The organism is Pseudarthrobacter phenanthrenivorans (assembly GCF_000813845.1).
Taxonomy (GTDB): domain Bacteria; phylum Actinomycetota; class Actinomycetes; order Actinomycetales; family Micrococcaceae; genus Arthrobacter; species Arthrobacter phenanthrenivorans_B.
In genome coordinates this window covers 112,040-134,307 of record NZ_JWTB01000007.1, presented here as the reverse complement: position 1 = coordinate 134,307, position 22,268 = coordinate 112,040, and the positions used below count along the sequence as shown (strand labels likewise).

At 68.9% G+C, this 22,268-nt stretch carries 20 protein-coding genes; 15 read left to right on the top strand and 5 right to left on the bottom strand.

All coding sequences use genetic code 11. The features are described 5' to 3' along the window. Positions 1-10 precede the first annotated feature (10 nt). From folB to RM50_RS03660, 7 genes are read left to right on the top strand one after another with little or no spacing between them, the layout of a single operon-like run. Complete coding sequence (folB, locus tag RM50_RS03690) at positions 11-403, top strand: dihydroneopterin aldolase (protein WP_043450091.1); 393 nt, start codon at positions 11-13, stop codon at positions 401-403. Continuing rightward, on the top strand, positions 400-945 hold the full coding sequence (folK, locus tag RM50_RS03685) for a 2-amino-4-hydroxy-6-hydroxymethyldihydropteridine diphosphokinase (RefSeq protein WP_043450089.1): 546 nt from the start codon (positions 400-402) through the stop codon (positions 943-945). The genes folB and folK overlap by 4 nt, the downstream gene beginning before the upstream one ends. Next, positions 942-1,487, top strand: a complete 546-nt coding sequence (locus tag RM50_RS03680) for a DUF3180 domain-containing protein (RefSeq protein WP_043450087.1) — start codon at positions 942-944, stop codon at positions 1,485-1,487. The genes folK and RM50_RS03680 overlap by 4 nt, the downstream gene beginning before the upstream one ends. Beyond that, complete coding sequence (locus RM50_RS03675; RefSeq protein WP_043450083.1) at positions 1,468-1,980, top strand: PH domain-containing protein; 513 nt, start codon at positions 1,468-1,470, stop codon at positions 1,978-1,980. Before RM50_RS03680 ends, RM50_RS03675 begins: the two co-directional genes overlap by 20 nt. Further along, positions 1,977-3,674: a PH domain-containing protein gene (locus RM50_RS03670; RefSeq protein ID WP_043450079.1), complete on the top strand. Its 1,698-nt coding sequence runs from the start codon at positions 1,977-1,979 to the stop codon at positions 3,672-3,674. The genes RM50_RS03675 and RM50_RS03670 overlap by 4 nt, the downstream gene beginning before the upstream one ends. Then, the gene (locus RM50_RS03665) at positions 3,667-4,560 is read left to right on the top strand and encodes a Rossmann-like and DUF2520 domain-containing protein (RefSeq protein WP_043450076.1); all 894 of its coding nucleotides are present in this window, start codon (positions 3,667-3,669) and stop codon (positions 4,558-4,560) included. Before RM50_RS03670 ends, RM50_RS03665 begins: the two co-directional genes overlap by 8 nt. Continuing rightward, complete coding sequence (locus RM50_RS03660; RefSeq protein WP_043450073.1) at positions 4,561-5,487, top strand: 4-phosphopantoate--beta-alanine ligase; 927 nt, start codon at positions 4,561-4,563, stop codon at positions 5,485-5,487. It begins immediately after the preceding gene. A gap of 76 nt (positions 5,488-5,563) precedes the next feature. On the opposite strand, the gene RM50_RS03655 is transcribed toward RM50_RS03660, so the two are convergent. After that, on the bottom strand, positions 5,564-5,827 hold the full coding sequence (locus tag RM50_RS03655) for a hypothetical protein (protein WP_043450071.1): 264 nt from the start codon (positions 5,825-5,827) through the stop codon (positions 5,564-5,566). A gap of 128 nt (positions 5,828-5,955) precedes the next feature. Here RM50_RS03655 and RM50_RS03650 point away from each other — a divergent pair, with 128 nt between their 5' ends. After that, positions 5,956-6,597 carry a TetR/AcrR family transcriptional regulator gene (locus RM50_RS03650; protein WP_240471860.1) on the top strand — a complete coding sequence of 214 codons (642 nt, stop codon included), beginning with the start codon at positions 5,956-5,958 and terminating at the stop codon, positions 6,595-6,597. A 164-nt stretch (positions 6,598-6,761) separates the two neighbouring features. On the opposite strand, the gene RM50_RS03645 is transcribed toward RM50_RS03650, so the two are convergent. Next, positions 6,762-8,255, bottom strand: coding sequence for an HNH endonuclease signature motif containing protein (locus RM50_RS03645; RefSeq protein WP_082006958.1), 1,494 nt, complete (start codon positions 8,253-8,255; stop codon positions 6,762-6,764). A gap of 356 nt (positions 8,256-8,611) precedes the next feature. On the opposite strand from RM50_RS03645, the gene RM50_RS03640 reads away from it, so the two are divergent. Both RM50_RS03640 and RM50_RS03635 read left to right on the top strand, forming a co-directional pair. After that, the gene (locus RM50_RS03640) at positions 8,612-9,178 is read left to right on the top strand and encodes a type 1 glutamine amidotransferase domain-containing protein (protein WP_043450068.1); all 567 of its coding nucleotides are present in this window, start codon (positions 8,612-8,614) and stop codon (positions 9,176-9,178) included. Positions 9,179-9,299: 121 nt separating this feature from the next. Continuing rightward, a complete protein-coding gene (locus tag RM50_RS03635; RefSeq protein ID WP_043450066.1) occupies positions 9,300-10,796 on the top strand; it encodes a DHA2 family efflux MFS transporter permease subunit in 1,497 nt (498 codons plus the stop codon). 21 nt (positions 10,797-10,817) lie between these two features. On the opposite strand, the gene RM50_RS03630 is transcribed toward RM50_RS03635, so the two are convergent. Then, positions 10,818-11,654 carry an alpha/beta fold hydrolase gene (locus tag RM50_RS03630; protein WP_043450064.1) on the bottom strand — a complete coding sequence of 279 codons (837 nt, stop codon included), beginning with the start codon at positions 11,652-11,654 and terminating at the stop codon, positions 10,818-10,820. A gap of 58 nt (positions 11,655-11,712) precedes the next feature. Next, positions 11,713-12,393, bottom strand: a complete 681-nt coding sequence (locus tag RM50_RS03625) for a TetR/AcrR family transcriptional regulator (RefSeq protein ID WP_043450062.1) — start codon at positions 12,391-12,393, stop codon at positions 11,713-11,715. A gap of 240 nt (positions 12,394-12,633) precedes the next feature. Between RM50_RS03625 and RM50_RS03620 the strand changes: the two genes are divergently transcribed. The 5 genes from RM50_RS03620 to atzF are packed head-to-tail and all read left to right on the top strand — an operon-like array spanning position 12,634 to position 21,327. Next, positions 12,634-14,133 (top strand): amino acid permease, encoded by a 1,500-nt coding sequence (locus tag RM50_RS03620; RefSeq protein ID WP_043450060.1) that lies wholly within the window; start codon positions 12,634-12,636, stop codon positions 14,131-14,133. Positions 14,134-14,181: 48 nt separating this feature from the next. Further along, positions 14,182-15,057: an urea amidolyase associated protein UAAP1 gene (locus RM50_RS03615; RefSeq protein ID WP_043450058.1), complete on the top strand. Its 876-nt coding sequence runs from the start codon at positions 14,182-14,184 to the stop codon at positions 15,055-15,057. Further along, the gene (locus tag RM50_RS03610) at positions 15,054-15,725 is read left to right on the top strand and encodes an urea amidolyase associated protein UAAP2 (RefSeq protein ID WP_043450056.1); all 672 of its coding nucleotides are present in this window, start codon (positions 15,054-15,056) and stop codon (positions 15,723-15,725) included. The genes RM50_RS03615 and RM50_RS03610 overlap by 4 nt, the downstream gene beginning before the upstream one ends. After that, positions 15,722-19,483 (top strand): urea carboxylase, encoded by a 3,762-nt coding sequence (uca, locus tag RM50_RS03605; protein ID WP_052259936.1) that lies wholly within the window; start codon positions 15,722-15,724, stop codon positions 19,481-19,483. The genes RM50_RS03610 and uca overlap by 4 nt, the downstream gene beginning before the upstream one ends. Then, positions 19,480-21,327, top strand: coding sequence for an allophanate hydrolase (atzF, locus tag RM50_RS03600; RefSeq protein ID WP_043450053.1), 1,848 nt, complete (start codon positions 19,480-19,482; stop codon positions 21,325-21,327). The genes uca and atzF overlap by 4 nt, the downstream gene beginning before the upstream one ends. Here atzF and RM50_RS03595 read toward each other — a convergent pair. Next, entirely contained in the window at positions 21,305-22,225 is a 921-nt protein-coding gene (locus RM50_RS03595; RefSeq protein WP_052259935.1) for an alpha/beta fold hydrolase, read from the bottom strand. The two genes, atzF and RM50_RS03595, sit on opposite strands and share 23 nt — an antisense overlap. Positions 22,226-22,268 lie beyond the last annotated feature (43 nt).

Genomic DNA, 22,268 nt, shown 5'->3' with positions numbered 1-22,268 from the left:
CGGGGGACCCATGGACAGGATTACGCTGACCGGAGTGACCGCAGTGGGTCACCACGGTGTTCTCGATTTCGAACGCCGGGATGGCCAGCCCTTCGTGGTGGACGCGGTGCTGTATCTCGACTTCACCGAAGCGGCGCAGTCCGACGACGTCCGGGACACCGCGCATTACGGCGAGGTGGCGCAGCGTATTACTGAATGGATTTCCGGAGAACCCCTGAACCTCATCGAGGCGTTGGCAGTGCGGATCGCCGACAGCCTCCTGGCCGAATTCAGGCTGCAGGCCGTGGACATCACCGTCCACAAACCGCAGGCCCCCATCGAAGTCCCGTTCGGCGACGTGGCCGTCAGCGTCCACCGGGAACGGAAGGCAGCCGATCCTGCGCCGGCCGGAGCCCAGGCATGAACGGCGTCTACACCAAGGCCGTGCTCGCCCTGGGCAGCAACCTCGGAGAACGCAACGAAACCCTGACGGAGGCCGTCGCAGACCTGGTGGATCCGCCCGAGGTGCGGCTCCTCGCCGTCTCGCCCATCGTCCAGACGAAGGCCGTAGGCGGCCCTGCCGGGCAGCCGGACTTCCTCAACATGGTCATCACGGTGGAAACCAGCCTGTCCCCGCAGGAGCTGCTGGCCCACTGCCAGGCGGTGGAAAACAAGCACCTCCGCGTCCGCGAGGTCCGCTGGGGTCCGAGGACACTCGACGTCGACATCATCACCTACGGTGACCTGCACAGCGACGACCCCGCCCTGACCATCCCGCATCCGCGGGCGGCGTCCCGGGCGTTCGTGCTCTACCCCTGGTCGCTCATCGAACCCGCCGCCACCCTGGACGGTCAGCGAATCGGCGCCCTCGCCGTGAAGGCAGAGGACTTCGCCGACCTCGCGCCGTTCGACGGCTTCGGTGACTTTGACGGCATGCCGACGGCGGGAGCGGTGGAGGAACGATGAAGCCCATCAGCCCGCTGCGCCTGCTCCTGGTCTGCATCATTCTTGCCGTCGCGGGCTGGTCAGCCACGGTGGTCACCAGCCGCTACAGCATGGCCACGCCGGTCCTGCCTGCGACCGCGCTGGCCACCATGGGCGTGATCGTCATCATCACCCTGATCCTGGGGATCCGGGTCCTCCGGTGGCGGAACAGCCACCAGCCGAACAGCAAGGCGCAGAAGACGCAGCTGGATCCATTGCTGGCCGCCCGGACACTGGTCCTGGCCCAGGCCTGCGCGTATGCCGGAACGGTTCTGCTGGGGTGGCACGTGGGCATCTTCCTGGACCAGCTGCGGATCTGGAGCCTGCGCAGCGACCAAGGCATCACCTGGCTGGCCCTTGCCATGGCCGGTGGCGGCCTGGTGATGATCGTGGTGGGGCTCCTGGTGGAGCGTTTCTGCAAAATTCCCCCGGAAGACGGCGACACCAAGGGCCTCGACGGGAAGGGCCGGCCTGCCCGCGGCGAGGCCGCAGGGGAAGGCGAGTATGCATACCGAGGCGACTGACCCGCCGGGTATCGACTGGCAGCGGGTGTCACCGAAATATGTCACGGTCCGGCTGGTGGAATGGGCCGTTGCCAACCTGGTTACCGTCCTGGTCCTGTCCGCGCCGCTGGTGATGGTCCTCCTGGGCTGGTGGCGGTGGCCGCCGCTGTGGCTGGCCGTCACCGTTCCCGCCATCGCGCTGCTGCTGGCTTTGTGGCGGCTGGTCCTCATCCCACGCCAGGTCCGGGCCATCGGCTATGCCGAGCGCGACGACGACCTGCTGGTCAGGAGCGGCATCTTCTTCCAGCGCACCATGGCCGTGCCCTACGGCCGGATGCAGTACGTGGACATCGCCGTCGGACCCGTGGAACGGGCCCTGGGCCTGTGCAGCGTCAAGCTGCACACGGCGTCCCCCGGCACCAACGCCCGCATCCCCGGCCTCCCCGCAGCGGAGGGCGCGCGGCTGCGCGAACAGTTGGCCGCACGCGGCGAAGCCAGGCTGGCAGGGCTGTGACGGCTGACGGCCACCTGCCCGGGCAGCCACCCGTTCCGCCCGCCTCCGCACCTCCTTTCCCAGTCCCGGACAGCACCGGCACGTCCGACGGCGACTGGCGGCGCGTTCATCCGGCGTCACCTTTTGTCAGGGGCTGGTTTGCCCTGGCCGCGATCACGTTCTTCTTTGGCCGGGACCTCTTTGAGCGGATGCTGCAGGGACAGGCAGTGTTCGAAAACGGCTTCGCCCGTCGCGCGCCGTGGCTCCTGGGCGGCGGAGCGCTGGTGCTGGCCGTGGCCGTGCTCGGCTTCGTCCTCACCTGGTACTTCACCAAGTACCAGGTATCCGGCGGCTACGTCCGGGTGAACTCCGGCTTCCTCTTCCGCCAGCACCGGCAGGCACGCCTGGACCGGGTGCAGGCGATCGACATCGTCCAGCCGCTGCTGGCCCGGATCTTTGGCCTGGCCGAGCTCCGGTTCGAGGTGGCCGACGCCGGCGAGTCCGCAGTGCGCCTGGCCTACCTCAAGATCGGGGACGCCAGGCAGCTGCGCGCCACCATCCTGGCCCAAGCCTCCGGGGCAGGGGCGGCCGCCCCTGGTCCCGCACCTGGCCACGCTCCGGGCGGGCCCGTCGCCGGCGCCGTGACCGTCGGCGGAACAGCTTCCGGGGCGCTGCACCCGGGGGAGCACCCTTTCCTGCCTGCACCCGAGGCGCCCGAAGCCACCGTACTTGCCGTGCCGCCGTCGCGCCTTATCGGATCGCTGCTGTTGAGTGAGCAAAGCTTCTTCATCGTGGTGGGCGGCGCCGCTTCGGTGGTCCTGTCCGCCGTGACTGACAACCGAGCCTTCTATTTCTACCTGGTGCCGGCCGCCCTGGGCCTCGCCGCCGGTTACTGGAACTTCTTCAACAAGGGCTACAACTTCACCGCAGCCATCTCGCCCGACGGGATCCGGCTGCGGTACGGCCTGCTGGACACGCAGGCGCAGACCCTGCCGCCCGGCCGGATCCAGGTGGTGAAGGTTTCCCAGCCGCCATTGTGGCGTCCGCTCGGCTGGTACCGGATGCAGGTCAATGTCGCCGGCTACGGGGCTTCCGGCAATGCCGTCGAAGGGAACACCAGGACCATCCTCCTGCCGGTGGGCACGTTCGCCGACGTCCTCGCCATGCTGTCGCTGGTGCTCCCGGACCCCGGGACGGACGCGCCCGCAGCCGTTTTCGCCGCGGGGCTTACAGGCAGGGATTCCGACGGCGGCTTCGTCACCACGCCGCGCCGGGCCCGGATTCTTGCACCCCTGGCCTGGCGGCGGAACGGCTTTGCGGCTACCGGCACCGCCTTGCTGATCCGCTCGGGCCGCTGGTGGCGGCACCTTGTGGTGGTGCCGCACCAGCGGACGCAGTCGATGGCGCTCCATCAGGGCCCGCTGGCCCGCCGGTTCCGCGTTGCCGACCTGGTCCTGCACACCACCGCCGGTCCCGTTGCGCCGAGGCTGATCCAGGCCGGCCTGGACGAGGCCAGGCAACTCTTCAATGAGCAGTCGGCCCGCGCCCGGCTGGCACGGAAGAGGCAAACCACCGAACAATGGTTGCGGCAGGTTATCCCGGCAGACGCACCCGACCCCGTACCCGGCGCGACGGTGGTTGCGGCGACGCTGCCGGAGGCGGCCGCCGGAGAAGCGCGCCCCCGTCCCCAACAGGAAGGCCAGCAGCATGGCTAAGCCAGGACGCCTCGGCGTCGGAATCATCGGTGCCGGCAAGGTGGGGGCCGTGCTTGGCGCTGCCCTGCGTGCGGCCGAACACGCCGTCATCGGGGTCTCGGCGGTGTCCGACGCGAGCCGGGAACGGGCCGAAGCATTGTTGCCCGGCGTGCCGGTCCTTGAGGTGCAGGACATCGTGGAGCGGGCCGAGCTGGTGCTGCTCGCCGTCCCGGACGACGCCCTGCCGGACCTGGTGGAGGGACTGGCGAAGCTTGGCGCCTGGCAGCCGGGCCAGCTCGTGGCGCACACCTCGGGCCGCTTCGGCGTCGGAGTACTGCATCCGGTCCGTGCCGCCGGCGCCATCCCGCTGGCACTGCATCCGGCCATGACGTTCACGGGCATGAGCCTGGACCTCACCCGGCTGCTGGACTGCACTTTCGGGGTGACGGCGGATGCCGCCATGCTGCCCATCGCGCAGGCGCTGGTGGTGGAGATGGGGGCCGAGCCAGTTGCCATCGCGGAGGCGGACCGGACGCTCTACCACGCAGCCCTGGCGCACGGGTCCAACCACCTGGTCACCCTGGTGGCGCAGGCCTCGGAACTGTTGCGTGACGTCGGCGTGGAATCGCCCGAACGCATGCTGGGTCCGCTCCTGCGGGCCACGCTGGAGAATGCCCTGGCGTCCGGGGAATCGGCACTCACCGGACCAGTGGCCCGCGGGGATGTGGGTACGGTGCGTGCCCACGCCGAGGCGTTGCGGGAGTTCGACGGCGGCGGTCACGGCGACATCCTGGCGGCCTACCTTGCGATGGCACGGGCGACGGCGCTTCGGGCCGAAGGACGCGGACTGCTGAAACCTGACCAGCTGAAGGGGCTGAACGACGCCCTTGACCAAAAGGAGGACTGAGTGTCCATACAACTCGTCACCACAGTGGCCGGCCTGAAAGCCGAAAGCGCCAGGCTGCTGACCGCCAAGGGAGGCGCTTCCCAGGGGCTGGTGCCCACCATGGGCGCACTGCACGAGGGCCACGCCGCCCTGGCCCGGACCGCCGTCGGGCAGAACGACGTGGTGGTGGCCAGCATCTTCGTCAACCCCCTCCAGTTCGGCGACGCTGCAGACCTGGACCGCTATCCGCGGACGCTTGAGGCTGACCTCGCGCTGCTGGAGGAGCAGGGCGTGGACCTGGCGTTCGCGCCTTCCGTGGAGGAGGTCTACCCCGGCGGTGAGCCCTTGGTGCGCGTTACCTCCGGCCGGCTGGGGGAGAAGTGGGAGGGCGCCTCGCGGCCCGGACACTTCGACGGCGCACTCACCGTCGTGGCCAAGCTGCTGCACTACGGGATGCCTGCGGCGGGTCTTCCCGCTGGCTCCGGCGGCGATGCCGTCAACGGCAGCCTGCCGGCCTACCGCGCCTACTTTGGGCAAAAGGACGCCCAGCAGTTGGCCCTGGTCCGGCGCATGGTTGCCGACCTGGACTTCCCGGTGGAGATCGTTGGCGTGCCAACCGTCCGGGCAGCTGACGGTCTGGCACTTTCCAGCCGCAACCGGTTCCTGTCCGACGACGAGAGGGACGCCGCGCTGGTCTTGTCCAGGGCCCTGCGGCTGCTGGAGGAGCGGGCGAATGCCCATGAGCCGCTGGACCTTGATTCGGCGCTGGCCCTGGTGGAGTCCCAGCCCCTGGTGGAACTCGATTATTTCGAGGTAGTGGACCCGGGGACCCTGGAGCCCCTGGCCGAGAACTGCCGCGAGACTCCCTTCCGCGGCGAAGCGCTGGCCCTGATCGCGGCCAGGGTTGGTCCGGTCCGGCTGATCGACAATATGCCGCTGAATTCCTGAGCCCCGCCCCTGTTCCTGCCCCTGACCCTGTTCCAGCCTGACCTTTGCAATCCTGACCCGGCCTATTTACGGCCGGTTAGAGGGCCGGTCCGTCCTCGCTGGCCATGAACTGTTCCAGGAGTGCCTTTTCCGGCCGCCCCGGATTCCGTGCCACGAAGCGCCGGAGGCGGGCCTTGGCCAGCTCATCGGCGGGGTCTGTGCTGGAAAGCAGTTCATCGATGATTTCCTGCGCCTGCCACCGGAGGGACTCAATGGCGAACTGCCGGATCTCCGCGGGCGTGTCACGGGGAAGCCATGGCTCCGGATCTGGGGGCACGGGGGCGAGCTGCTCTGCTGTCATAGTGGCCTCCTTGCATCAATGCGCACCGGCGACGTTGCCGGTGCGGCGTTCGAATGCACTGCACGTAGCCAACACACTACAGGGAGAAAGACAAGTCTGTCTCGTGCCAGAATTAGCCTATGGATGTGATGAATCCGGGGTCCGGTATGAAGCCGGACGTAGGCTCCGCGCAAGCGTCTCTCCAGCCGTCGGCGCCAGCTTCTTCCTCCAGCCGCCTGGACCCGGAGGAGCGGATCCTGTCGGTGGCCTACGAATTGTTTTCGCGGCGGGGGATTCGGGACGTTGGCGTAAACGAACTCATTGAACGTTCCGGCGTTGCGAAAGCCACCTTCTACCGCCATTTCCCGTCCAAGGATTCCCTGGTGCTGGCGTTCCTGGAACAGCGCGATAAACAGTGGACCGTTGACAGCATCATCTCCAAGGCGCGCCAGCGGGGCAGCACGCCCGTGGAGCAACTGCTGGCAATTTTCGATGTCTTTGCCGAGTGGTTCCGTCGGGACGATTTCGAGGGCAGTGCCTTCATCAACGTCCTGCTCGAAATGGGGCCTGCGCACCCCTTGGGCCAAGCCAGCAAGGACTACCTGGCGAAGATGCGTGGGCACGTCCAGGGGCTGGCGGAAGAAGCCGGATTGTCCCGGGCGGAGGACTTCGCGCGGTCCTGGCACATTCTGATGAAGGGCTCCATCATTGCGGCCACCGAGGGGGACCTGCAGGCGGCCCAGCGTGCACAGCAGATGGCGGGCTGCTTGATTGAGCACCACAGGGGTTAGCACTACGGCCCGTCGCGGCGTCGGCCGCAGCGGGAACACCTGCACGCAGCAGGAGGCCGGGCAGCTAGCAGGACGCCCGGCAGGTAACAGGACGTCGGCCAAGTAGCAGGACGTCGGCCAGGTAGCAGCACAATGTGCTGTTGGAGGGTGTTGTTGCGCAGGCGCTAGGCAGCCAGGCGCTGCAGTAGAACTTCTTCGAGCAGGCTTCGTTCTCCCGGCAGGATGCCTGGTGGCCAGTGTGGCGGTTCGGGGTCGGGGTGTTCGGCTTTGTAGTGCCGTCCTGTTGGCGAGGTCCAGCCGGGTGCCCCGTTCTTGGTTGCCGGCTCGGGAATCCAGGGGCGCGCGTGTTTGAGTCGGTGGTGCTTGGGGCAGAGCTGGGCCAGATTGCTGACCTCAGTACTGCCGCCGCGGTCCCAGGCTTGCAGGTGGTCGGTGTCGTTGTCGGGAGTGCGGTTGGTGCAGCCGGGGAAGGTGCATTTGCCATCGCGCATCCTGATCCAGCGCTTGATGGTCTCGGTAAGCCGGTAGTTCTTGCGGCCGATCTCCAGCGGCGCCCCGTCCCTGGGGTCGATCAGGACCCGGTAGAACGATTCGGCGCCGTCCGCGACCAGTTTCCGTGCCATCGATGCCGGGATGGGCCCGAAGCCGTCGAGTTCGGGGGGTTCGTCGGTGAGGCCGAGGAGGGAGAATACCGGCACGGTGACCAGGACGTCGGCCCGTGGAGCGGGGACCTTGCCGACTGTGGTGTTGGTTTCGCCTGCCGCTCCTGGATTTCCGCTGCTGGCGGCACGGGCAGTGTCCGCGGTAGTGGGATGCAGGGTGGCGCCAAGGAGCAATGACGCGGCGATGTCCGGGCGGAGTTGGGTGAGGGTACGGGGTTCGTCGGGTCCCTGGAGTCCGCGGGCGGTGGCGGTGCTCCGGTTCCAGAAGGCGCAGGCGGTGTCGCCGGGGAGGTAGCCTGAAACCCAGGCCATGCCGTCCCGGTCCGGGGTGTAGTCCATCCGCCGATCCTTGAACCCTTTGGCGTGGCGCTTCTCGATCGACTCGGGGTGGTGGCGTTCGCGCCAGGCACGGACTTTGGCCCTGAACCGTGACGGGACAAGTTCACCGGGGCCAGCGCCGCGGGGGAGGTTGGGACCCTCGGGATCGAAGAAATGCGCCACCAACTTCACCGCGCCCTCAGGAGTGAGCCCCTCCGTTTCGTCAGCAATAATCTTCGCGTGCTGCCAGGACATCGCCCCGGCGGACAACGCCTCGAACACCGGCGGCAGGGAGCAGACCCGCCGGGACTGCTCCACCAACGCCCCCGCGGCCTCAGAGCTCACTGTCAGGACCCCGGCGATCTCCTCCACAGTAGACATCTCGGCATAAAGGCGGTCCTGCACGGACGCGTCCGGCGGAGTCATGGCCTGCTGAAACTCGACGGCCTGGACAGCCTGCCGGGACTTTAGCGCCGCCAGCCGCGCCTCCAGCCGGGCTGTCAGCTCCAACCCTTCCAGGCACAGCTCATACCGCCGCTGCAGCACGTCCACCTCAGTGCCAACGCAGGCACCTGAGGCAAGGGCGGTGTCTTCCTGAACCAGCCTGCGGAAGGCAGCCATGGAGGATTCAAGTCCCTCCACAACCGCTGCCCCGCGTGTCCCGATTCCGATACCCATATCATCCAGCGACCCACTGACATTCTGACGTGGCATCGCCGGTCACTGGCCACCGGTCGGGAGCCGCCGGAGGCCCAGCCGTCACGTCCAAACGCCACCGGCCGTCCAAGAAGGTGCCTCGGCCGCGCAAGATGCCTGCCGCCGTCGTACGCAATTCCAGGGCGCAAAATCCCCGGCGCACCCCAAATACCCGCCGCGCAAAGGAGCTTGCGCGGCGCACTCGGGAGAGCGCGCAAGGTGGATAGTCAGCTTGCTTATTACTTTCCCATTTCCTAGGCTGGACTGGTCAGGCAATCAACTCTCAAGCGGGACCCCCGCGTGCCAAAAGCGCGCAACCGCAAGGATGAGGAGGAAAAATGTCAGAGCACAGCATCGCAGGCAAGAAGGTGGCATTCCTGCTGACTGACGGCGTGGAGCAGGTGGAGCTCACCAGCCCCTGGCAGGCCGTGAAGGACGCCGGCGGCGAGCCCACCCTGGTGGCTCCCAAGAGCGGCAAGCTGCAGGGCTATAACGGCACGGAGAAGGGCGACACCTTCGACGTGGACCTCACCGTGGCCGATGCCAATGCCTCCGATTTCGACGCCCTGGTACTTCCGGGCGGCGTGGTGAACGCAGACCACCTGCGGGTCGACAAGGACGCCCAGAGCTTCACCCGCAGCTTTTTTGAACAGCACAAGCCGGTGGCATCCATTTGCCACGGACCGTGGCTGCTGATCGAGGCCGGCGTGGTCCGGGGCCGGAACGTCACGTCCTACTTCACCCTCGAAACCGACCTGAAGAACGCCGGTGCCAACTGGACAGACCAGGAAGTGGTGGTGGACCAGGGACTGGTGACCAGCCGGAACCCTGACGACCTTCCAGCCTTCAACAACAAGCTGGTGGAGGAGATCTCCGAAGGGCAGCATGCGGGGCAGACGGCCTAACCCCCCAATGTTCCCCCAGGGTTAAGAAATCCCCGTGTGGAGGAATTACTCCAGCGGGTAGAGTGTTGGAATCTGCAGCGGCTGACCGCGCACCACTCATAAAACCCCTGAGGGAACACCCATGTCTACCGAGACCTCGCCCGACTCCAGCGGCCCATCCGTCCAAACGCCCGGACGGGAAGTGCCCGGACACGAAGCCCAGTCCTCCGCGCCGGAGAAGATGTCCCGGGAGGCAGTGACCATCATCAGCACGCTGCTGGTGGCGACATTCGTGGTGATCCTCAACGAGACCATCATGAATGTCGCCCTGCAGCGGCTCATGGTGGACCTTCGCGTGGACGCCCCCACCGTCCAGTGGCTGTCCACCGGCTTCATGCTGACCATGGCCGTAGTCATCCCCACCACGGGCTTTATCCTCCAACGGCTCTCCACCAGGGCTGTGTTCATGCTGGCCATGGGCCTTTTCGCCGGCGGAACCGCGCTTGCCGCTGCCGCCCCCGGCTTCGAGGTGCTGCTTCTGGCCCGCATCGTCCAGGCAGGCGGCACAGCCATCATGCTGCCGCTGCTGATGACCACCATCCTCACCCTGGTGCCGCTGGCCAAGCGCGGCGCCGTGATGGGGAACGTCAGCATTGCCATCTCGGTTGCGCCGGCCATGGGCCCCACCGTTTCCGGCCTGATCCTGGAGCACTTCACCTGGCGCTTCATGTTCATCTTCGTCCTGCCCGTGGCCCTCGCGGCGCTGGCCATCGGCGCCAAGTACCTCACCAATGTGGGTGAAGCCGAGAAGGGCAAGCTGGACTTCCTGTCCGTCATCCTGACCGTTCCTGCCTTCGGCGGCCTGGTGTACGGCCTGAGCCAGATCGGCGGCGGCCACGGCGGGCAGGCCGGCCCCGGCGCGGGCGCCATTGCAGCCCTGCTCATCGGCGTCGCCGCCCTGGCCGTGTTCGTGTTCCGCCAGCTCCGGCTGCAGAAGGCTGCAGCGCCGCTGCTGGACCTGCGGGCCTTCAACTTCCGGATGTTCACGGTCTCGGTGCTGCTGATGGTGGTGGCCATGATGGCCCTGTTCGGCGGCGTGATCCTGCTGCCGCTCTACCTCCAGCAGGTCCGCGGGCTGGGTTCGCTCGAAACCGGCCTTGCCCTGCTGCCCGGTGGCCTGGCCATGGGGCTGCTGGGTCCGGTCATCGGCCGCGCCTTCGACAAGGTTGGCCCGCTGCCACTGACCGTGTCCGGATCCATCCTCATGGTGGTCACCCTCTGGCAGTTTTCCATGCTCGACGCCGGCACACCGGTCTGGTGGATCGTCACCCTGCACGTGGGGCTGAGTTTCGGCCTGGCGCTGCTGTTCACCCCGGCCTTCACCACGGGGCTGAACCCGCTGCCTCCGCACCTTTACTCGCACGGGTCGGCGATCATGAGCACCACGCAGCAGGTGGCCGGGGCCGCGGGTACGGCCCTGTTGGTGTCGATCTTCGCCGTTGTGAGTGCCGCGTCCGGACTCGTTGCCGGGATGAGTGCCGCTTTCATGACGGCCACAGTGATCGCCTTTGCCGCCGTCGTCCTCTCCGCGATGATGCGCAAGACCGAAGGCGCCGCGGGCCACGGCGCAGGGCATTAGCCCAATCCGCCCGAGCCGTACTCAGCCGGCGAAGAAGTCGCTCAGTTCCTTGATCAGCTTGTCCGGGGCCTTGATGGCGCCGTCGTGGCCGAACCCGGGAAGGATGGTGTAGCTGGACCCGGACAGGACATCGTGGATCTGCCCGCAGGCGATGCCGAAGTAGGCGGGACTCTTCTCGCCCACCACGATCAGCGTTTCCAGCGGCAGAGCCTGGAACGGCTCGGCCGGCATGTCCGCGGCAATAATCGCCTTGATTTCGCGGACGCCGGTCCGCATCAGCTCACGCTGCTGCTTCCCCTCCGTGGTGCCCGCGGTGAGCTTGTTTGCCAGCGTCAGCATGGACAGCGGCATGCGTGATGAGAACGTCCCGCCGGCCTCGAGCCCGCGCTGGATGACGGCGAGGGCCCTGTCGTCGTCGCCGGCAGCAATGGCGCGTTCATACTCGGCGATCCAAGTGGCCGTGACGCTGCCGTTCACGGAGACGGCGGGATCGTAGACGGCCAGCCGCTCCACCGGGAGGGTCCGGGCTGCGTGCAGGGCAACCGCGCCGCCAAAGCTGTGGCCAAAGACGTCCGTGCTGGAGGTGTGCTTCATGACCGTGTCCAGGTCGCGGATATCCACGTCAAGGGTGTAATCCTCCGGCTGCGGAGACGAGGCTCCCCGCCCGCGCCGGTTGAAGGTGTGCACCGGACGGCCCAGTGATGCGCTCAGCTTCTGCGCGAATTTGGTGTAGTCCGCGGCCGTCACCATGGAGGGCGGAACAACCACCACGCCCGAACCTGCCGAAGCCAGTTCCGCGCCCGTGGAGAAGAGCTCCACAGTGCCGCCGTCGGGGGTCCTGATGTTCTCTCGCGTCATGTTCCGAGCCTAGCCGAGCCAACTGCGCGGGGCATCCCGGCGCCCGGCGTTGCGGATCTTACGCCAGGCGTTCGATCAGCGCCTTACTGGCGGCGCGGATGGCCGGCAGTTCGGGGCCCAGTCCGCAGAGGATCAGTCCCGCGTCCGCGGCCTGCAGGGCCGAACCTGGGGTAACCGCGCCATCGGCCCGGAGGTAGATCAGGGATTCGACCAGGCGGAAGGTGAAGTCACCGCCGTCCGGACCCTCCACCCCGGCCGAAGTGGCCGGCAGGCCCGCGCCCAGTTGCCCGTACAGGGCCCTGAGCTCCTGCCGGTCGCTGAGGAAACGGGCAAAGCGGGTGCTCCGGACCTCCGGCAGGTGGTACAGGACGCCAAGGTTCCACCGGGCACTGCACAGCTGCGTGCCGTCGTAAAGCGCGACGGCGTGCAGCCGGCTTCCGGCAGGGGCTTCGGTTTCCGGATCGCCTGCGGGCAGGGCCGCCACGGCGCGCGCAAACGTCAGGCCGGCCGACACCGTCCCCTCCAGCAGGTCCTCGAGGATATCGTCCTTGGTCTTGAAGTGGTGGTACAGGGAGGACTGCCGGATTCCCACGGCGTCCGCAATGGACCGGGTGGACGTGCTGGCAAAACCCTGGGTGGTGAAGAGCTCAGCCGCGGCATCGAGGATTTCGTCGCGGGCGGTGGCCCCTGGCCGCGAGGGCTGCTGGTGGCGGGGGCGGCCCGGTCCGGCGTAAGTCACTGCCTCATTCTTGCACCACCTCGACGCGCGCGAACCCGGCCCAATCCGGCGCTGGCAGTGGTGAGGGGACGGAAATCTGCCGGAAACAAGATGTCTATCCGCCTTTTACAGAGGTGAAACTGTTTGGGGACATCCCGCTGGAAAACTATCAATTGACCGGTAATCAGCAGGCTTCGGCCGAGCGCTGCGGTACCGGGAGGCTTTGCCCCCACGATCCCTTTCCACCCCCGGAGATTCCCGATGACATCAACCGTCCTCCCCACCGTCCACCAGGACGATGCAGACCTGACGTCCCTGGGCTACCAGCCCACCCTCCACCGCAAGCTCGGCCGCTACGCATCCTTTGCCGCCGGCTTCTCCTTCGTGTCCATCCTCACCACCATCTTCCAGCTCTTCGCCTTCGGCTACTCCTTCGCCGGACCCGCGTTCTTTTGGACCTGGCCAGTTGTCCTGGTGGGACAGCTGCTGGTGGCCCTGAACTTCGCGGAACTCGCAGCCCGCTACCCGCTCTCCGGAGCCGTCTACCAGTGGGCGCGCCGCGTCGGGGGAGAGGGCGTCGGCTGGTTCGCCGGCTGGTTCATGGCCATCGCGCAGGTGGTGACCGCCGCTGCAGCCGCCATCGCCCTGCAGGTGGTCCTGCCCCAGCTCTGGGACGGCTTCCAAGTGGTGGGCGGCGACCCCGCGCTCAACACCGTGACCGGGGCTTCCAACGCCGTGGTCCTGGGCGCCGTGCTCCTGGTGGCCACCACCATCATCAACTCGCTGGGCGTGAAGCTGATGGCGCACGTGAACTCGGTAGGCGTCACCTGCGAAATCGTGGGAGTCGCGGCTGTGATCCTGGCGCTCGTCAGCGCCGCCCAGCGCGGACCGGACGTGGTTGCTGACACCACTGTGCTGCAGGGATCGGACCTTGGCGCCGTAGGGGCCTTCCTGGTCTCCGGGCTGATGGCCGCCTACGTCATGGTGGGCTTCAACTCCGCCGGCGAACTGTCCGAAGAAACCAAGGACCCGCGCCGCACCGCCCCCCGCACCATCCTGTCCGCCCTGCTCATCTCCGGCCTCGGCGGCGCGCTGATGATCATCACCGCCCTGATGGCCGCCCCCAGCCTGGACGACGGCCGCCTCGCCACGGAAGGCCTGCCCTACGTCCTCACCGCCGTCCTGGGCACCTTCTGGGGCAAGGTCCTGCTGGTGGACGTGGCCATCGCAATCTTCGTCTGCACCCTGGCCATCCAGACCGCAGGTTCGCGCCTGGTCTTCTCCATGGCCCGCGACGGCAAGCTCCCGGCGTCGGCGCTGCTCTCCTCGGTCCACCCCACCCGCGGCACCCCCATGTGGCCCTCCATCGTGATCGGCGCCCTGGCAGTGGGCGTGCTCGCCATCAACGTCGGCAACGCCGCCCTGTTCACCACCCTGTGCAGCGTCTGCATCGTCATGGTCTACCTCGCCTACCTGCTGGTCACCGTCCCGCAGCTCATCAACCGCCTCCGCGGCGACTGGAACCGGGTGGGACAGGCCATGCCCGCGGGCCTCTTCTCCCTGGGCCGGTGGGGCCTTCCGGTCAACATCCTCGCAGTGCTCTACGGCGCGGTCATGGTGGTCAACCTCGCCTGGCCCCGGCCCGAGGTGTATGACCCCTCCGGAGAGAACGGCCTCCTGCTCTGGTCCGCGCCCCTGATGGTCACGGCCGTCCTGCTCCTGGGCTTCTGGGTCCGCAGCCGGAACCTCGCCAAGGCGTGACCCGCAACTCCCGCTCAGCAAAAACCTTCCACGACCTACAGGACTGACATGACACAGACCATCGAAACCGCTGTCACCGGGACCGCCACCACGGCCGGCGCCCGGGCCCACGCCCGGGAACAGCACGGCAGGACCGCGGAGACCATGCGCTTCGTGCCGGCAGCTTCGGCGCCCGCCCGCCTCCTGGCCGGGATGCCCGACGGCGCGTCCCCCACTTGGGCGGAGTCCCTCGCCTTTGGCCGCTACACCAGCCTGCCCCTGGCCCGCGGCACACGTATCCGGCTCACCGACACCGCCGGGGACGCCTGCGTGCACACCCTCCTGTACCGTGCCGGCAATCTGCACGAACGCCTCAACGGCGCCGACACGGTCAAGGTCCCGTGGCAGGCCTATCCGGGTGCCGGCCACCCGCTGCTCTCGGACGCCGGCCGGCTGATAGCCACCATCGTCGCGGACACGTCCAACCGGCATGACGCCCTCACCGGGGCCACCACCCTCGCCGGCAACACCGCGAAGTACGGCGCCGGAACAGCGCACAGCGCATCCCCGGCGGCGCGCGAACTGCTCACCCTCGGCGCCCTCAAGAACGGCCTCGGCCCCCGTGATGTCGCCCCCTCGCTGTCCTTCTTCAAGGGCGTCACCGTGGACCCGGCCGGCAGCATCACCTTCACCGGCAGCGCCGGGCCGGGCGCCGCCGTCGAACTCCTCCTCCAGATGGACGCCGTGCTGGTCCTGGCCAACACCGCCCACCCGCTGGACCCGCGGCCGGACTTCACGGGGACCGCCGTCGACATCCTCGCCTGGCACGCCCCGCAGGACCTGGATGCGCTGGCGGCAGGCAACCTGGCAGGCCCACTCACGCCGGAACACCTGCAGGCACTCCGCAACACCGAACACGACCTCACCGCAAGGAACGCCCGATGAACACCGCCATTGACACCCGCCCGGACGCCGCCCGGACCGCCCTCGCCCACGGCGCGGTGGTCCTGGACGAATTCGTCGAGGCCCGCGGCCCCTGGTCCGCCGTGGTGGCTGCCGGGGACGTGCTGACCATCGTGGACCTGGAAGGCAACCAGGCCGTGGACTGCCTGCTCTACGCCGCGGCCGACACCACCATCCGCTACTCCGCCGCCACCACGATCGCCGCGCAGCAGTCGATCGTCCTCACCACCGGCTCTGTCCTGCGGGCAGACACCGGCGCCGCCCTGATGACCGTGGTCGCGGACGAAGTGGGCGTGCATGACACCATCGGCGGCGCGTGCTCCCAGGAATCCAACACCCTGCGCTACGGCCAGCACACCCGCGAGCAGCACGCCTGCGTGGAGAACTTCCTGATCGAGGGCTCGCGGTGGGGCCTGGGCAAGCGGGACCTTGTCTCCAACATCAACTGGTTCATGAACGTTCCCGTGGACCCGGACGGCGCCCTGGGCATCGTCGACGGCCTGTCCGCCCCCGGCAAGCGCGTGGCCCTGAGGGCCGAGGTGGACACCCTGGTGCTCGTCTCCAACTGCCCGCAGGTCAACAACCCGTGCAACGGCTTCAACCCCACCCCAGTCCGCATGATCGTCACCCGGCCGGAGGCAGCCAAGTGAACAACTTTGACACCCTGCTGGTCGCCAACCGCGGCGAAATCGCCTGCCGCATCATCGAATCCGCCAAGAAGCTGGGACTGCGCACGGTTGCCGTTTTCTCCGAGGCGGACCGCGGCGCCAAGCACGTCCGGCTCGCCGACGAAGCCGTGCTCCTGGGCCCTGCCCCCGCGAAGGAGTCCTACCTCCGGGTGGACGCGATCCTGGACGCCGCGAAGGCAACCGGCGCCGGCGCCATCCACCCCGGCTACGGCTTCCTGTCGGAGGACGCCGCCTTCGCCGAAGCGGTGGAAGCCGCAGGCCTGGTGTTCGTGGGCCCCACCCCCGAGCAGCTGCGCATCTTCGGCACCAAGCACACAGCGCGCGACGCCGCCCGGGCGGCCGGGGTGCCGATGATCGCCGGTTCCGGGCTGCTGGAGGATGTGGACGCCGCGGTGGCGGCCGCCGCGACGATCGGTTTCCCGCTGATGCTCAAGGCCACCGGCGGTGGGGGCGGGATCGGCATGACGGTCTGCCGGTCGGAAGCGGAACTGGTGGAGAGCTTCCCCCGCGTGGCCCGCCTGGCGGGCGCCAGCTTCGGAACGGCCGGCGTCTTCGCCGAACGGTATGTCGAAAACGCCCGGCACGTTGAGGTCCAGGTGTTCGGCGACGGCGAAGGCCGCGTTGTCAGCCTGGGTGACCGGGACTGCTCGCTGCAGCGCCGCCACCAGAAGGTCCTGGAGGAAGCTCCGGCCCCGGACCTGCCCGACGACCTGCGCCAGGAACTGCACCGCAGCTCCCGCGCCCTCTGCGCCTCCCTTAACTACCGCTCCGCCGGCACCGTGGAGTTCGTCTACGACTCCGCCCGCCGGGAAGCCTCCTTCCTGGAAGTCAATGCCCGCCTCCAGGTGGAACACCCCGTCACCGAATCCGTCACGGGCGTGGACCTGGTGGCATGGATGCTCCGCCTGGCCCAGGGCGGAGCCGAAGCCCAGGCTGTCCTGGCCGATGTTCCGGACGCGCTGCCGGTATCCGGCCACGCCGTGGAAGCCCGCGTCTACGCCGAGGACCCGGCCCGCAGCTTCCAGCCCAGCGCCGGGACCGTCACCAACGCCGCCTATCCCGGCCCGGCCGAAGCACGCGTTGATGCCTGGGTGGAGACCGGCACCGACGTTTCCACCAACTACGATCCCCTCCTGGGCAAAATCATTACCTCCGGCGCCAACCGCGCCGAGGCCTTCGACCGGCTCGCCGCCGCCCTGGAGAACACCCGGATCGACGGCATCGAGACCAACCTGGGAATGCTCCGGGCGGTCAGCGGCATGGACGTGGTCCGCAGCGTGGGGCACTCCACCAGCACCCTTGACGGTGTTGGGGACCCGGAGCCGCGCATCACCGTCACCCGCCCCGGCCTGCAGACCAGCGTGCAGGACTGGCCGGGACGGACCGGTCTCTGGCAGATCGGTGTTCCGCCCAGCGGCCCGATGGACGACCTCTCCTTCCGGCTCGGCAACACTGCCCTGGGCAACCCGGAAGGCGCCCCCGGCCTGGAATTCACCATGACCGGCCCCAGCCTGACCTTCACCCACGCCACCACCATCTGCGTCACCGGTGCCGAGGCAACGGTAACGGTCGACGGCGCGGAGGTGCCTGCCTGGACACCCGTCACCGTCCCGGCCGGCGGAACGCTCGACGTCGGCACGGCCGCCGGCCAGGGCCTGCGCGGCTACATCCTGTTCCAGGGCGGCCTCGACATCCCCGAGTACCTGGGCAGCGCCTCCACCTTCACCCTGGGCCAGTTCGGCGGCCACGCCGGACGGGTCCTCCGGGCAGGCGACGTGCTGCGCGCGGTGAAGTCCGCGGAGGACCCGGCCCCAACCGCAGTCGTCCCGCTCGACAGCCGTCCCGCCCTCACCACAACCTGGGAACTGGCAGTGGCCGAAGGCCCGCACGGCGCCCCCGAGTTCTTCCAGCGCGAAGACATCGAGGAGCTGTACGGCACTGAGTATGAGGTGCACTTCAACTCCGCGCGCACCGGCGTCCGCCTCATCGGCCCCAAGCCCCGCTGGGCCCGCACCGACGGCGGCGAGGCAGGCCTGCACCCGTCCAACATCCACGACACCGCCTACTCCGTCGGCGCCCTGGACTTCACCGGTGACACCCCCATCCTGCTGGGCCCGGACGGCCCCAGCCTGGGCGGCTTCGTCTGCCCCGTCACCGTGGTGACGGCCGAGCGCTGGAAGCTGGGCCAACTGCGGCCGGGCGACAAGGTCCGGTTCGTGCCCATCAAAGCCAGCCGGGCGCCGTCGGCCAGGGACCTGGGACCCGGCCGGCAGCTGGTCCTCCCGGGGGATGCATTGTGGTCAGCGGACCCGTCCACGGCAGCTCAGGCCGTAGGCCGCACGGCCCCCCGCCCCGTCCGCGGGGACGGCGACGACGGCGTGCTGGGCCGGGTGCCGGAAGGTTCCGGCCGGCCCGCAGTCACCTACCGCCGCTCCGGCGATGACAACCTGCTGGTGGAATACGGCGAGATGGTGCTGGACCTCGGGCTGCGCGCCCGGGTCCACGCCCTGCACCAGCACATTGAACAGCTCCGGGTGCCTGGCATCGTGGACCTCACTCCCGGCATTCGGTCGCTGCAGATCAAGGTGGACCCGTCGGTCCTGTCCACCGCCCGGCTGCTGGACCTGGTCCAGGAGGTCGAGGCAGCCCTGCCCGCCAGCTCGGAACTGGTGGTGCCCAGCCGCACGGTCCGGCTGCCGCTGTCCTGGGACGATCCAGCAACCCGGGAAGCGATCGAACGCTACATGGCAGGCGTCCGCGACGACGCCCCCTGGTGCCCCTGGAACATCGAGTTCATCCGACGCATCAACGGCCTGGACTCGGTCAACGACGTTTTCGACACCGTCTTCAACGCCGAGTACCTGGTCCTGGGACTCGGCGACGTCTACCTCGGAGCGCCGGTGGCCACCCCGCTGGACCCGCGGCACCGGCTGGTCACCACCAAGTACAACCCTGCCCGCACCTGGACGCCGGAGAACGCCGTGGGCATCGGCGGCGCCTACATGTGCATCTACGGCATGGAAGGTCCGGGCGGCTACCAGTTCGTGGGCCGCACCACCCAGGTGTGGTCGCGGTACGCCGACTCCGCCCCGTTCGAACCCGGGTCGCCGTGGCTGCTCCGCTTCTTCGACCGGATCTCCTGGTACCCCGTCAGCCCCGAGGAACTGCTGGACCTGCGCGCCGATATGGCCGCCGGCCGCGGCCGCGGGGTGGAGATCGAGGACGGCACCTTCTCCCTGGCCGGGCACGAACAGTTCCTGGCCGAGAACCGCGTTTCCATCGACGCATTCAGGGACAAGCAGGGCGCGGCCTTCGCCGTGGAACGGCAGGCCTGGGCCGACGCCGGCGAGTTCGACCGCGCCGAGGCCCTCGCCGCCGTCGTCACGCCCGTGGTGGACGACGTTGAGGTCCCGGCGAACGGCTCCCTCGTCGCAGCACCCTTCGCCGCCAGCGTCTGGAAGGTCGACGTGGCGGAAGGCGACCGGGTGGCCAAGGGCCAGCCGCTGGTATCGCTGGAGGCCATGAAGATGGAAACCGTGCTCGAGGCGCCGTGCGACGGCGTGGTGTTGCGGGTCCTGCCGGCGGCCGGCGGCCAGGTGGTGGCCGGCGAGGCAGTGGTGGTCCTTGGCGCCCCCGAACCGGCAGGCGCCCCCGAACCGGCAGGCGCCCCCGAACCGGCAGGACTGGAAGAACTGGAACTGGAAGAGGCAGCCGTATGAGCACGCCAGTCACCGCCAACGCCACCCGCCGCGTGAAGGCAGCGCTCGCAGCGCTCAAGGCAGTGGACCGGCCCGAAATCTGGATTACCCTCCGCAGCGGGGAGGACCTGCTGGCCGAAGCGGCGTCCATAGATACCGCTGTGGCCGGCGGGGCGCAGCTCCCGCTGGCCGGCCTGCTGCTCGCCGTCAAGAACAACGTGGACGTGGCCGGCATCCCGACGACGGCCGCCTGCCCCGGATTCGGCTACCTCCCGGAAAAGGACGCCGAAGCGGTGGCCCGGCTCTGTGCCGCCGGCGCCCTGGTCCTGGGGGCCACCAACCTTGACCAGTTCGCCACGGGCCTGGTGGGGACCCGCAGCCCCTACGGTGCCGTCCGCGACTCGCGCCGGCCGGAGTACATCTCCGGCGGGTCCAGCTCCGGCTCCGCCGTGGCCGTCGCGCTGGGGCTCGTGGACATCGCCATCGGCACGGACACCGCCGGCTCCGGCCGGGTGCCGGCCGGGCTCCAGGGCATTGTTGGGATCAAGGCCACCCTGGGCGCCGTCTCCACTGCCGGTGTGGTGCCCGCCTGCCGGTCCTGGGATGCCGTCACCATCTTTGCCCGGGACCTGTCCACCGCCGAGCTGGCCATGGGCGTCATGGCCGGCAACTCCCGCGACTGGCCCACGGACGTCCGGCTGGCTGCACCATCACGGCCCCGGGTCGCGTATCCGGCCACCCTCCCGGCCCTTCCGCCGGCCTGGGCTGCCGAGTTTGGGCGGCACGTAGGCCGTCTCACAGCCTCCGGTGTGGAAACAGCCCCCATCGAATTCGACGACTTCCTCGAGGCCGCCCGGCTCCTTTACGACGGCGGGCTGGTGGCAGAACGGCATGCCGCCGTGGGCAGCTTCCTGGAAACGTTCGACGGCGGCGGGGCAGGGGACGCGGGCATCGACCCCACGGTGGAGGGCATCATCAGGGCGGCCGGCACCGTTCCCGCGCACCGGTACGTTGCCGATACCGCCAAGCTGGAAGCACTCAAGGCGAAGGCGATGGCCCGGCTGGAGGGCTTCGACGGCCTGCTGATCCCCACCGCGCCGTTCCACCCCACGCTGGCCGACGTGGCCGCGGACCCGGTGGGCGTGAACTCCCGGATGGGCACGTACACCAACTTCTGCAACCTCTTTGATCTCTGCGCCGTGGCGGTTCCTGCCGGCGAGGTGGAGGGTGCCCAGTTCGGGCTGACGGTAGTGGGACGGACCTTCGACGACGCCGTGGCCGCAGACATCGCCCGCCGCATCGAAGCCACCCCCGCCGCCCCGGCGCTCTTTGCTGCCGGCGCTTCGGTTCCCCTGCAGGCGGCAGCCAGCCAGCCGCCGTCGTCCGTTCCCTGGCCGGTGGCCGCCGGCGCCGCCGCCGTCCCGCTGGTGGTGGTGGGAGCGCACCGCAGGGGGCAGCCATTGGCACCGCAGCTGGAGGAACTGGGGGCGTACTGGGACGGGCCCGTCCGGACCGCCGCACGCTACCGGATGGTGTCGCTGGCCACGGTGCCGCCCAAGCCGGGCGTCTACCGGTCCGACGACGGCGCCGAGCTCGCGGGGGAGCGGTGGCTGCTGTCCCCGACGGCCCTTGGGACGTTCCTGGCGGCCCTTCCCGAGCCCATGCTGCTGGGATCCGTGACGCTTTCGGACGGTTCCACCGCCGTTGGATTCGCCTGCGACGCCGTGGCTGCCTCCTCCGGCGAGGACATCACCGCCTGGGGCGACTGGCTGGCGGACCGGAGCGTGGCCCCGAAGCCGCGGACGGTGTGGCGCGACCTCGGGGAAGCGGCGCTGGCCGGCTTCAGCCGCGGGGAACGCGGATAGCGCCAGTGGCGTCCGGGCGGGGCTCCCCGTCCGGACGTTCAGAGCCGGCTGTGAAGTAGGCCGCGATGTCCGTCACCAGTTCCTTCACGGCGGCCGGAATGGAACCGTGGAAACACTTGGGGGACAGCTGGTAGGTGCGGCCCGGCACCGCCGCATGCAGCCGCTCCGCCGTCACCTTGTAGTAGCGGGGGCTCTTTCCGCCGGCCATGAAATGCGTGCCCGCGGGGAGCACGCTGAAGTCCCGGGCGTGGTCCTTTTCGTCGTAGGCGGCCCGCAGTTCGCCCACTCCACTGGGCATGACCTGCTGGAACATCCTGTTGACCTTCGTGCGGGACAACACGGCCATCAGGCCGGCCAGCACCGGCTCCGGGATCCTGGCCATCGCCGAACCGGGCTTGGTGGCCTTCTTCATGTGCGCCAGGGCGTGGCCCACCCTGCCGTTGTTGACGGCGTCCTCGAACCCGTCAAGCCACGCGGTGTCGATGCTGCCGTCGCTGTTCACCGCCGCGTCGTACACGGCCAGCCTGTCCGGGACGAACGAGGTCCCGGTGAACTCCTGGACGGCGTTCAGGGCCACCGCCCCGCCCAGGCTGTGGCCCAGGATGTTCCGGGCACCGGTGGCGGTGAGGACCGTCCGGACATCCTGGATTTCCGTGGCCATGGAATAGTCCGCCGGCTGTTCTGACGAGTTGCCGCGGCCCCGGCGGTCGTAGACGTCCACCGCCCAGCCGTCACCCAGGCCCTTGGCCAGCTCAATCGAGAACGGGCGGTAGATCAGCGCCGTGAGGAACGCCCCGCCGATCACCAGCACCCGCTTTTCGCCCGGGGCATCATCGGTGCCGTAGCTGTACAAAGCCAGCCTGCCGCCGTCGTGCGTTGGAAGTACGCGTTCTTTCACCCGCCCATCCTAGGGCGCACACCTGCACGGCAACTGGGAACCC